This window comes from Aeromicrobium sp. (assembly GCF_032084975.1).
Taxonomy (GTDB): Bacteria; Actinomycetota; Actinomycetes; order Propionibacteriales; family Nocardioidaceae; genus Aeromicrobium.
Window position 1 is genome coordinate 1 of record NZ_DAMDLR010000078.1, and the last position, 11,647, is coordinate 11,647.

At 71.8% G+C, this 11,647-nt stretch carries 11 protein-coding genes; 8 read left to right on the forward strand and 3 right to left on the reverse strand.

All coding sequences use genetic code 11. From position 1 onward, the window contains the following. Both RT323_RS13980 and hemE read right to left on the reverse strand, forming a co-directional pair. Window positions 1-708: FAD-dependent oxidoreductase (locus RT323_RS13980; RefSeq protein WP_313409585.1), on the reverse strand; the 708-nt coding region annotated here is incomplete at its 3' end. Window position 709: 1 nt separating this feature from the next. Beyond that, on the reverse strand, window positions 710-1,774 hold the full coding sequence (hemE, locus tag RT323_RS13985; protein ID WP_396172416.1) for a uroporphyrinogen decarboxylase: 1,065 nt from the start codon (window positions 1,772-1,774) through the stop codon (window positions 710-712). A 66-nt stretch (window positions 1,775-1,840) separates the two neighbouring features. Here hemE and RT323_RS13990 point away from each other — a divergent pair, with 66 nt between their 5' ends. From RT323_RS13990 to RT323_RS14000, 3 genes are read left to right on the forward strand one after another with little or no spacing between them, the layout of a single operon-like run. Further along, a complete protein-coding gene (locus RT323_RS13990; protein ID WP_313409587.1) occupies window positions 1,841-2,419 on the forward strand; it encodes a DUF3000 domain-containing protein in 579 nt (192 codons plus the stop codon). Continuing rightward, a complete protein-coding gene (locus tag RT323_RS13995) occupies window positions 2,416-3,639 on the forward strand; it encodes an HRDC domain-containing protein (RefSeq protein WP_313409589.1) in 1,224 nt (407 codons plus the stop codon). Before RT323_RS13990 ends, RT323_RS13995 begins: the two co-directional genes overlap by 4 nt. Before the next feature lie 57 nt (window positions 3,640-3,696). Further along, on the forward strand, window positions 3,697-4,287 hold the full coding sequence (locus tag RT323_RS14000) for a hypothetical protein (RefSeq protein ID WP_313409591.1): 591 nt from the start codon (window positions 3,697-3,699) through the stop codon (window positions 4,285-4,287). Window positions 4,288-4,419: 132 nt separating this feature from the next. Here RT323_RS14000 and RT323_RS14005 read toward each other — a convergent pair whose 3' ends face one another. Beyond that, window positions 4,420-5,391 (reverse strand): aldo/keto reductase, encoded by a 972-nt coding sequence (locus tag RT323_RS14005; RefSeq protein ID WP_313409593.1) that lies wholly within the window; start codon window positions 5,389-5,391, stop codon window positions 4,420-4,422. Between the two features lie 32 nt (window positions 5,392-5,423). On the opposite strand from RT323_RS14005, the gene RT323_RS14010 reads away from it, so the two are divergent. From RT323_RS14010 to RT323_RS14030, 5 genes are all read left to right on the forward strand, one after another. Then, complete coding sequence (locus RT323_RS14010; protein ID WP_313409595.1) at window positions 5,424-5,774, forward strand: hypothetical protein; 351 nt, start codon at window positions 5,424-5,426, stop codon at window positions 5,772-5,774. Between the two features lie 63 nt (window positions 5,775-5,837). After that, complete coding sequence (gene secD, locus RT323_RS14015) at window positions 5,838-8,234, forward strand: protein translocase subunit SecD (protein WP_313409596.1); 2,397 nt, start codon at window positions 5,838-5,840, stop codon at window positions 8,232-8,234. A gap of 119 nt (window positions 8,235-8,353) precedes the next feature. Beyond that, on the forward strand, window positions 8,354-9,727 hold the full coding sequence (locus RT323_RS14020) for a cystathionine beta-synthase (RefSeq protein ID WP_313409597.1): 1,374 nt from the start codon (window positions 8,354-8,356) through the stop codon (window positions 9,725-9,727). Beyond that, complete coding sequence (locus tag RT323_RS14025) at window positions 9,724-10,872, forward strand: cystathionine gamma-synthase (RefSeq protein ID WP_313409598.1); 1,149 nt, start codon at window positions 9,724-9,726, stop codon at window positions 10,870-10,872. Before RT323_RS14020 ends, RT323_RS14025 begins: the two co-directional genes overlap by 4 nt. Before the next feature lie 51 nt (window positions 10,873-10,923). After that, the gene (locus tag RT323_RS14030; protein WP_313409599.1) at window positions 10,924-11,586 is read left to right on the forward strand and encodes a hypothetical protein; all 663 of its coding nucleotides are present in this window, start codon (window positions 10,924-10,926) and stop codon (window positions 11,584-11,586) included. Window positions 11,587-11,647: the final 61 nt, after the last annotated feature.

Sequence of the window (11,647 nt, forward strand, 5' to 3'; positions counted from 1 at the left end):
GCCGTCGCCGTCGCGGCGCAGGCCGCGCACCGTCGCGCGCGTCCGGACCTCGAACCCACCAGCCTCCGCGACCGCCTGCGGAAGACGACCCACTCCCCCGCGCAGGCCCATCAGCGCCGGGCCCGGCGCCTTGGGCACCGAGGCCCGCTCGAGCGCACCGGCCAGCAGGTCGGGCCCGAGCTCGGCGATCACCGGCGCAGCCGACCTCAACGAGAGCCTGTCCGCGTATCCCGCGTACACCCCTCCGAGCAGCGGCTCGACGAGCCGGTCGACGACCTCGCGCCCCAGCCGCTCGGCGACGAACTCGCCGACCGAGACGTCATGGTCCGGCACGGGCACGGACGTCGACGTGACGTGATGCGCGAGGACCCCGGACGCCGCGAGGGCACCGAGGTCGGAGGGCACGCCCATGATCGTCGGCGGCAGGGCACGCAGGGCGCCACGGCTCCACACCATGGACGGAATCGGCTCCGGCGCGACGAGGTCCGCGGACAGCCCCACGGCCTCGACGAGCTCGAGCGCCTCCGGCCGACGCGCCAGCATCGCCTCGGCACCGACGTCGACCGACAGGTCGCCCAGCGACGCCTGCCGCAGCTTGCCGCCGATCTCGGGCGACCCCTCGAGGACGACTGGCTCGGCGCCCGCCTGCGCGAGGTGGAACGCGGCGGCGAGACCGGCGATCCCTCCCCCGATGACCGCGACGCGCACGTCAGCCCTCGGGCTCGTAGGAGTGGACGAACTCCACGAGCCGGGTCAGCGCGTCGGCGTCGGTCGCGGGCAGGACCCCGTGGCCCAGGTTGAAGACGTGCCCCTTGGCGTGACGGCCAGCGTCGATGATCTCGGCTGCACGGGCATGCACGACCTCCGTGGGCGCGAACAGCAGCGTGGGGTCGAGGTTGCCCTGCACGGCGCGCTCGGGCCCGAGGCGACGGATCGCGTCCTCGAGCGGCACCCGCCAGTCGACGCCGACGACGTCGGCACCGGCGTCGCCCATGCGTGTCAACAGCTCGCCCGTCCCGACGCCGAAGTGGATCCGCGGCACGTCGAGGTCCGCCACCGACTCGAGCACGGCCGTCGAGTGCGGACGGACGTACGTGTCGTAGTCGGCGGGAGAGAGCGCCCCGGCCCACGAGTCGAACAGCTGGATCGCCGACGCGCCGGCCTCGACCTGCAGCCGCAGGAACTGGCTCGCGATCGCGGCGATCCGACCGAGCAGCGCGTGCCACAGGTCGGGGTCGCGGTACATCAGCTCCTTCGTGCGGCGGTGATCGCGCGACGGGCCACCCTCGACCAGGTACGACGCCAACGTGAACGGGGCGCCGGCGAAGCCGATGAGCGGCGTGTCCCCCAGCTCGCCGACCAGTCCGCGCACCGCGTCCGTGATCGACGTGACGTCGTCGGGCTCGAGGTCACGCAGCGTCGAGAGCTGGTCGGCCGAGCGGATCGGGTCGGCGATGACCGGCCCCGTGCCGGGAACGATGTCCAGGTCGATGCCGATCGCCTTGAGCGGGACGACGATGTCGGAGAAGAAGATCGCGGCATCCACACCGTGCCGGCGCACGGGCTGCATCGTGATCTCGACGACCATGTCGGTGCGGAAGCAGGACTCGAGCATGGGCACGCCCTCGCGGATCGCGAGGTACTCGGGCAGCGAGCGGCCGGCCTGGCGCATGAACCAGACGGGCGTGCGGGAGGGCTTCAGGCCGCGGCACGCCTGCAGGAACGGGCTCGTGATCGCGCTCTCGGCGGGCGTGGGGCGAACGTCATTGGTCACGTCACGAGTCTGTCACGCCTGCGTGTCGAGGCCCCGACCCCCGCATTCCGTGCCTAAGATCACGATGTGGGCGCTCGAACGAAGCTCGAAGGCATCCCGGCCCCTTTCACACGGGCGGTCGAGGAGGTCAAGCGTGCTGTCGCGCGCCCGGAGCTCGAGATCGGCGAGATGCCGCCACCGCAGCGCATCGCTCCGTTCGCCCACGCCATGACCGCCGACGTGGTCATCGGCGAGGCCGAGCTGGGCACCGGTCGCTTCATCCTGTTGCACGATCCCGCCGGCAACGACGCGTGGAACGGCACGTTCCGCTGCGTCACGTTCGCCCGAGCCGACATCGAGCACGAGATGGCGACCGACCCCCTCATCACCCAGGTCGGCTGGAGCTGGCTGACCGACGCGCTCGCGGACGCCTCCGCCGAGCACACCAGCTCCGCCGGCAGCATCACCGTCGTGCGGTCGGAAGGATTCGGCGCGATGTCCGACGACGAGGCCGACGCCCAGATCGAGGTGCGCGCCTCGTGGACACCGCACGGCGACCTCGAGGCGCACGCGTCCGCCTGGATGGAGCTGCTCGGCAAGCTCGCCGGCCTGCCGCCGTTGTCGCCCGGCGTCGTCCCCCTCACCCGCAGGCGCAGCGCCCGGTGACGACGACACCCGACGAGACACCCGCCCCGCCCCTGCCGCGGCTCGGGCTGCGCGAGCCCCTGACCCCGGTGGTCGACACCGACGATGCGCTCGCCCGCGCATGCGCCGAGATCTCGCTCGGCGAAGGCCCGATCGCCCTCGACGCCGAGCGAGCGTCCGGCTACCGCTACTCGCAGCGTGCCTATCTCGTGCAGGTCCGCCGCGAGGGCTCCGGCACCTGGCTGATCGACCCGATCGCCTTCCCCGACCTGAGCGTGCTCAACGACGCGTTCGGCGACGCCGAGTGGATCCTGCACGCCGCCACCCAGGACCTGCCGTGCCTGGCCGAGGTGGGACTGCGCCCCGCCTCGCTGTTCGACACCGAGCTGGCCGGCCGGCTGCTGAACCTGCCCCGCGTGGGCCTGGCGGCACTCGTCGAGCACTACCTGGGCATGAGCCTGGCCAAGGAGTTCTCGGCCGCCGACTGGTCGACTCGACCCCTGCCCGACCCGTGGCTGGAGTACGCGGCTCTCGACGTCGAGGTCCTGCTCGAGCTACGTGCCGCGGTCAAGGCCGACCTCGCCGCCGCCGGCAAGGACGGCTGGGCCCGCGAGGAGTTCGAGGCGCTCCTGTCGTTCACCGGCCCGCCGCGTCGTCACGAGCCGTGGCGTCGCACCTCGGGCATCCACAAGCTGCGCAGCCGCCGCGCCCTGGCGGTCGTCCGGGCCCTGTGGGAGGCGCGCGACGCGATCGCCGCGGACCGCGACGTGACGCCGGGACGCATCCTGCCCGACGCGTCGATCGTCGCGCTCTCGACGAACGTGCCCACCACGCTGTCGGCCCTGCGCGACGACCCGACGATGCGTCGACGTGGCCCTCGCCGCTTCCTCGACGAGTGGTGGGACGCGATCGAGTCCGTGCAGGCGCTGGCCGACGACGAGCTGCCCACGACGGGTCAGCGGTCCGACGGCCCGCCGCCGCCACGCGCCTGGGCCGACAAGGATCCCGCCGCCGCCGATCGGCTGTCGCGCGTCCGCGCCGTGGTCAGCCAGATCGCCGAGGATCACGATCTGCCGGCCGAGAATCTCATCGGACCCGCGTTCGTGCGGGCCCTCGCGTGGCAGCCGCCGGCCGTCCTCGACGCCTCGACCATCGCCGAGGACCTGCGCTCCCGCGGCAGCCGCGAGTGGCAGATCGAGCTCGTGGCCGCGCCCATCGCGGCGGCGCTCGTCGATCCCTGAGCAATTGGTCCGGGGATGAGCCCGACGGACGACCACCACGGGTTTAGTCTCGAACGCATGCCCGAGTTCTCCAAGCCGTCGATGCCCGGGGCCGCGCTGTTCGAGTCGCTGCCCGGCGGCGACGACCCCGCGGAGCGATCCGCGGCCGGACACCGGATCGCCAACCTGCTCGTGAGGGGCGCCCATGATCCCCAGGACCAGGTGTTCGTCGACCGGGTGCTGCACCTGGCGGACGCCGAGGGCCTGGGCGTCATCGCCGAGCTCTGGTCGCAGGCCCCGGCCCAGACCGTGTCGGGTGCGCTGTGGCGGCTGTATGTCCTGCGCACGTGGGTCTACCGCAACCCGCTGCAGGCGGCGCGCGAGTTCGCCGCGGGCAAGGCCTACGCCCCGGTCCAGGAGGTCCTGGCCGGCGTCGTCGACCCGCCCGGGCCGGACGAGGTGATCACCCTCGTGGACACGGTCGTCCGGGGGATCCTGGCGCCCGACTTCGACATCGCGCTCGATCGCGCGGCCGCGTTCGCCCACATCGTGGGCGTCGGCCGCAGCCAGTCCGAGGACGGCGACCCCGCCAGCGCCGCCCGTCTCATGGACACCGCCCGCCAGTTGCGCGCCGCAGCAGAGGCAGAACGGCGCGGGGACCTCCACTGAGTTGTCCCGGCCGTTAAAATGGATGACGCGTCGGGCCGCGGTAGCCCCGGGTCCCAAAATTAGCCGCTACGAGCGGCCACGCGCCGTGAGGCGCTTCCCGGCCCGACGCGCCCCCTCCCCCGTTCCCGCGGATCAGTGCCGCGGTGCGAACGTCGTGTAGGAGTGGGCCGGGGCCAGCAGCTCGTCCAGCGCCGTGACGTCGTCCTCGGTGGGCGTCCACCTTGCGGCAGCCGCATTGGAGGCCACCTGCTCGGGTCCCGAGACTCCCGCGATGACCGACGACACGGCCGGCCGGGACGCCAGGCCACCCATCGCCAGCTCGAGCAACGAGATGTCCCGCTCGTCTGCGAACGCCTGCAACGCCTCGATGCGGTCCCAGTCCGCGTCCTGCCACCGGGCCGGCTGCTGGGCCAGGCGCGTGCCCTCGGCCGGGTCGGCGTCACGCGAGTACTTGCCCGTGAGCAGCCCGTACGCCAGCGGGAAGTACGGCAGGATCCCCACGCCCAGCTCCTGGCACGCCGGGACGAGCTCGACCTCGGCCGCCGGGTTGTAGAGCGAGTACTCGTTCTGCGCGGTCGCGAAGTGCGCGAGCCCGCTGGTCCGCGACACCCAGTCCGCGTCCACGACCTGCCACGCCGTGAAGTTCGAGCAGCCGATCGCGCGGACCAGGCCCTCGTCGACCAGCTCGGTCATCGCGCCGAGCGTCTCCTCGATCGGCGTCTGCGGGTCGGGCGTGTGGAGCTGGTAGAGGTCGATCACGTCCGTGCCGAGGCGGCGCAGGCTGGCCTCGACGGCCGTGCGGACGTAGGACGCGCTGCCGCGCCGCCCACCGTCGTCCCCGTTGCGCCCCTGCATGTCCATCCCGAACTTGGTGGCGACGACGACCTCGTCCCGGCGGCCCTTCAAGGCGGCGCCGAGCAGGGTCTCGCTCTCACCCAGGGCATACGTGTCCGCGGTGTCGAAGAAGGTGACTCCGTGCTCGAACGCGGCGTCGACGACCGCCACGACCCGCTCGGCGTCGATCCGTGCCCCGAATGCGTTGCAGCCGATGCCCACCGGGCCGACTTCGATGCCGCTGGTCCCCAAGACGTGTTGTGTGCTCACAGGACCCACCGTAGGGCGGTTACACTCGCCGGGTGATCCGGACCACCCGTGGAGCGCGACGTCTCGTCGCCGCCCTCGTCGCCGTGCTGTTGGCGGGCGTCGTCGGGCTCGTCTCCGCGGCGTCGTCCACGCGTACCGACGCCGAGCGCACCGCGACCTCACTCGCGGACGTCGACGGCGCCTCGGCCCAGCACCGCGCGACCGCGTCCATGGTCCAGGCGGACGACGACCACTCCGTCGTCGTCGACCTGCCCGCGACGATCCTCGGGCCGGGCCTGAACCTGCTGGCGGCCGCACTCACCGCGGTGGCCGCCGCCATGATCGCCACGCGCCGCAGCACCGTGCCGGCGGTCGCCAACGGACGGGCTCCCCCGCGCCGCTGACCTGCGTCAGCTCCGCCCACGCCCGTTCCCCGGACGAGTCCGTCCACCCACCGAGAGACCACCATGGCCCTGAAGAAGTCCGACAAGCCTGCCAAGCCCAAGAAGCCGAGGAAGCCCAAGGCTCCGGCGGGCTCGCGCCCCAACCTCGTACGCGGCCTCGTCTGCGTCGCCGTGATCGCGATCGCCGCGTTCGTCACGTTCACCATGTCCCCCAACCTGGGCCTCGACCTGGAGGGCGGGACCCAGATCACCCTCGAGGCCAAGTCGACCGATCGTGTCGATGCGGACGCCGAGGCCACCGACCGGGCCCTCGAGGTCCTGCGCGGCCGCGTCGACGCCCTCGGAGTCGCGGAGCCCACGCTCGCGCGCTCGGGCGAGAACCGCATCATCGTCGAGCTGCCGAACGTCCAGGATCCCGCGAAGGCGGCCGAGGTCATCGGCCAGACCGCGACCCTCGAGTTCCGCGAGGTCAAGAGCCCCGCGGCCGAGGACACCAAGGCCGGCAAGGGCGAGATCGTCCTGCCCGACGAGAGCGGCGCGCCCCTGCTGCTGGCCCCCGTCGCCTTCGACGGCAACGGCATCGGCGACGCCACCGCCGCGATGCGCACCGAGGGACTCAACGAGTGGGTCGTCAACGTCGAGTTCAACGGCACGGGTCGCGAGCCGTGGCGCCAGCTGGTCGCCTCCGCCTGCGCCAACACCGCCGCCGGCAACCGCATCGCGATCATCCTGGACAACGAGGTCATCTCCTCGCCCGGCATCGTCCCCGAGATGTGCCAGAGCGGCGGCGGCTCGTCCACCAGCATCACCGGCGACTTCACCCAGACCACGTCCGAGGACCTGGCCGCACTGATCAAGGGCGGCGCCCTGCCGGTGCCGGTCGAGATCATCGACCAGCGCACCGTCGGCCCGACGCTGGGCGCGGCCGCGATCGACGCGTCGGTCCAGGCCTCGATCATCGGACTGGCGCTGACGGGCCTGTTCATCATCTTCATCTACCGCCTGACCGGCGTCATGGCCACGATCGCCCTGTGCGTCTACGCCCTGATCTCGTACGGCGTCCTGGTCCTCATGGGGGCCACCCTCACCCTGCCCGGCCTGGCCGGCTTCGTGCTCGCGATCGGGTTGGCGATCGACGCCAACGTCCTCGTCTACGAACGAGCGCGCGAGGAGTACCACGAGAATCCGAAGGCGGGCCTGCTGTCGGCACTGACCACCGGCTTCTCCAAGGCCTGGTCCGCGATCATCGACTCCAACGTCACGACGATCCTGGCCGCGGTCCTGCTGTTCTTCCTGTCCGCCGGCCCGGTCAAGGGCTTCGGCGTCACGCTGACCATCGGCGTCATCGCGTCGATGTTCTCGGCGCTGGTCGTGGCCCGCTGGCTGACCGAATGGCTCGTCAAGCGCGGTTGGGTCCGCAACCACCCGCAGGTCAGCGGCATCGCGGGCATCTCCCGCGTCCGCCGCTGGCTGAACGACCACGGTCCCTACCTGGTCAAGCGCGCCGGCATGTGGGTCTCGATCTCGATGGCCATCGCGGTCGTCGCGATCGGCGGCATCCTGATCCGTGACCTCAACCTCGGCGTCGAGTTCGCCGGTGGTCGCCAGCTCGAGTACTCCACGGCGAAGGCCGTCAGCCCCGACGCTGCGCGCGAGGCCGTCGCCGAGGCCGGCTTCCCCGAGGCCGTCGTCCAGTCGTCCTCCAGCGACGGCCAGGACAACCTGTCGGTCCGCCTCGGCGCGATCGACGAGGCCGAGGCCGAGGAGATCCGCACCGCGATCGCCGAGGTCGGCGGCGAGACCGAGCAGATTCGCTCGGACACGATCGACCCGACGCTCGGCAAGGAGCTGCGCAACAAGGCGATCCTGGCGTTCCTGATCGCCGTGGCCGCGCAGATGATCTACCTGGCCTGGCGCTTCCGCTGGACCTGGGCCGCGGCGGCCATCATCACGATGGCATCCGTCGTGCTGGCGGTCGTGGGCGTGTTCGCCTGGTGGGGCAAGCCGATCGACGGCGTGTTCCTGGCGGCGATCCTGTCCATCATCGGCTTGGCCGTGAACGACTCCATCGTCGTCCTCGACCGCATCCGAGAACGCACGAGGAACGCCGACATCCCGCTGCGCGAGATGGTCAACGAGGCGATCCTGTCGACCCTGCCGCGAACCATCAACACCGCGATGGGTGCCACGTTCATCCTGGCCGCGCTGGCGGTCCTGGGCGGCGACTCGCTGCGGGACTTCTCGATCGCGGTGCTGCTCGGCCTGCTGTTCGCCCACCTCTCGACGGTGTTCACGGCGGCGACGATGGGCGTCCTGCTCGAGGAGCGCTGGCCGTACAACCCGGACAAGGACAAGCGCAAGTACGCCGATCCGTACTCGCACATCGAGGACGGTCGCGGCCTGCCGGAGGAGAGCGGCCAGCCCGGTCCCGTCGGCGGCGCCCCGGGCCCGGTCATCTGACCGACCCCCGTCATCACGGCGCCGAGGCCCCGCGAGCAACCGCTCGCGGGGCCTCGGTCGTCCCCGGGCCCGTCCAGTCCGCCCCATGCGCCTCACCCCCGCGGTGACATGATGGAGGCATGACCATCGCGAACCACGTGGTCGACCTCATCGGTGACACTCCCCTGGTACGGCTGAACTCCGTCGTGCCCCAGGGTGGCGCCACCGTGGTCGCCAAGCTCGAGTACCTGAACCCCGGCGGAAGCTCCAAGGACCGCATCGCGGTCAAGATGGTCGACGAGGCCGAGGCCTCCGGAGCCCTCAAGCCGGGCGGCACGATCGTCGAGCCCACGTCCGGCAACACCGGCGTCGGCCTGGCCCTGGTCGCGCAGCAGCGCGGCTACTCGTGCGTCTTCGTGTGCCCCGACAAGGTCAGCGAGGACAAGCGCAACACCCTCAAGGCGTACGGCGCCGAGGTCGTCGTGTGCCCCACCGCGGTCCCGCCGGACCACCCGGACTCGTACTACGAGGTCTCGGACCGACTCGTCCGCGAGATCGAGGGCGCCTGGAAGCCGGACCAGTACTCCAACCCGGCCGGCCCGGCCAGCCACTACGAGACCACCGGCCCCGAGATCTGGAAGGGCACCGACGGCCGGATCACGCACTTCGTGGCGGGCGTCGGCACCGGCGGCACCATCTCGGGCGCGGGCCGGTTCCTCAAGGAGCAGAACCCCGACCTCAAGGTCATCGGCGCCGACCCGGAGGGCTCGGTCTACTCCGGCGGCACCGGTCGCCCCTACCTCGTCGAGGGTGTGGGCGAGGACTTCTGGCCCAGCGCCTACGACCCGGCGATCCCGGACGAGATCATCGCCGTCTCGGACGCCGACTCGTTCGACATGACGCGTCGGCTCGCCCGCGAGGAGGGCCTGCTCGTCGGCGGCTCGTGTGGCATGGCCGTCGTCGCTGCCGTCCGCGCCGCCGCGAAGCTCGGCCCGGACGACCTCGTCGTGGTGTTGCTGCCCGACGGTGGTCGCGGCTACCTGTCGAAGATCTTCAACGACGACTGGATGGCCTCCTACGGCTTCCTGCGCACTCCCCTGTCGGGTCATGCGCAGGACCTTCACGTCATCGACATCCTGCGCCGCAAGGGCGGCGACCTGCCGGCGCTCGTGCACACACACCCGTCCGAGACGGTGCGTGACGCGATCGAGATCCTGCGCGAGTACAACGTGTCGCAGATGCCCGTCGTCGGTCCCGAGCCGCCGGTCGTGATCGGCGAGGTCGCCGGCAGCGTCAGCGAGCGCGAGCTCGTCAGCGCGGTCTTCGAGGGCCGCGCGCAGCTGACCGATGCCGTCGCCCAGCACATGGAGCCCCCGCTGCCGATCATCGGCTCCGGCGAGGACCTCGAGGCCGCGCTGGCGGCCCTGAAGGACAATGACGCGCTGATGGTGGTCGACGAGGGCAAGCCCCTCGGCGTCCTGACCCGCCACGACCTGTTGGGAGTGCACGTATGAGCGACGAGCAGCAGGGCTTCTCGACCCGCGCCATCCATGCGGGGCAGGAGCCCGACCCGCGCACCGGAGCGGTCAACATCCCGATCTACGCCAGCTCGACGTTCGCCCAGGACGGCGTCGGCAACATGCGCGAGGGCTTCGAGTACGCCCGGACGGGCAACCCGACGCGGCGCGCGCTCGAGGCCAACCTGGCGGCGCTCGAGGGCGGCTCGCACGGTCGCGCGTTCTCGTCGGGGATGGCTGCCACGGACGCCGCGCTGCGCGCGATGCTGCGTCCCGGCGACCACCTGGTGATTCCCGACGACGCCTACGGCGGCACGTTCCGGCTCATCGACAAGGTGTTCTCGCACTGGGGCATCGACCACACGCCCGTGGCGGTCAACGATCCCGACGCGATCGCCGCGGCCATCAACGACCGCACCAAGGTCGTCTGGCTCGAGACCCCGACCAACCCGCTGCTCAACATCGCCGACATCGCCGGCGCGGCCCAGATCGCCCACGCGGCGGGTGCCAGGCTGGTCGTCGACAGCACGTTCGCGTCGCCGTACCTCCAGCAGCCGCTGGCCCTGGGCGCCGACGTGGTGCTGCACTCGTCCACGAAGTACATCGGTGGGCACAGCGACGTCGTCGGCGGCGCGCTCGTCACCAACGATGCCGCCCTCGACGAGGCGTTCGCTTTCCTGCAGAACGGTGCCGGCGGCGTGCCGGGGCCGTTCGACGCGTACCTCACGCTGCGGGGCATCAAGACGCTCGCCGTCCGGATGGACCGTCACTGCGACAACGCCGAGGCGATCGTCAACCTGCTGACAGCCCACTCGGCCGTCAGCGAGGTCCGGTACCCCGGCCTGCCCGGTCATCCGGGCCACGAGGTCGCCGCGAAGCAGATGCGCCGCTTCGGCGGGATGATCTCGCTGCGCCTCGCCGGTGGGCGCGAGGCCGCGCTGGACCTGTGCGCACGCACGAAGGTGTTCACGCTGGCCGAGAGCCTGGGCGGCGTCGAGTCGCTCATCGAGCACCCGGGAGCCATGACGCACGCGTCGACCGCCGGCTCCCAGCTCGAGGTGCCCGAGGACCTGGTGCGGCTGTCCGTCGGCATCGAGGACGTCGAGGACCTGCTCGCCGACCTCGAGCAGGCTCTCGCCTGAGCCGCTCCGGCGCGAGCGGGGGGCGTGCCGCGGGTCGTTAGGCTCGATGGCATGCGCAAAGGTCCTGTCTCCGGCATCTCCTGGCTGCAGCTGATCGCCGGTGCGCTGGCGGCCATGACCTCGGCCTGGGTCGCCTCGTACCTCGGTGTCGCCGGCACGGTCATCGGCGCCGCGGTCGGCAGCCTCGTCGCTTCGGTCGCGTCGGCGCTGTACGTCCGCGGTCTCGACCGCGGGACGACCCTGATCACCGAGAGCGGCAGCGTCGTCACCCGCTCCCGCACCTCCGACGCCGCGAGCGACGACGAGAGCGACGTGGCGGTCGTCGTCGACGGTGAGGCGGTCCCCGTCGAGGATGCCGGGCGCGCGTTCTCGTGGAAGCGGATCCTGGTCTGGACCGGCCTCGCGACGGCGACGGCACTCGTGGCGATCGGCGGCTACGAGTTGGTCACCGACTCGTCGTTCGGGAACTCGGACAACCCGTCGATCGGCCGTCCATGGCGCGACACCGGCGACAGCACTCCGGACGACGAACGCGACGAGCCCGGTCAGGAGTCCGAGCCGACGACCCAGGCCCCCACCGACGGCCCCTCCGACTCCGCGCCCTCGCAGGCGCCCACCACCGCGCCGCCGACCTCGGCTCCCACGCCGGACCCCGCCCCCGAGCCCCAGACGGACGCCACCGAGACGCCGGACCCGCTCACCGGGCAGGAGTGACCCGGGGAACATCCGTAACCCCGCCGCCGTTGTGACTGGCGACGAGAGGAGCGCCCGCATG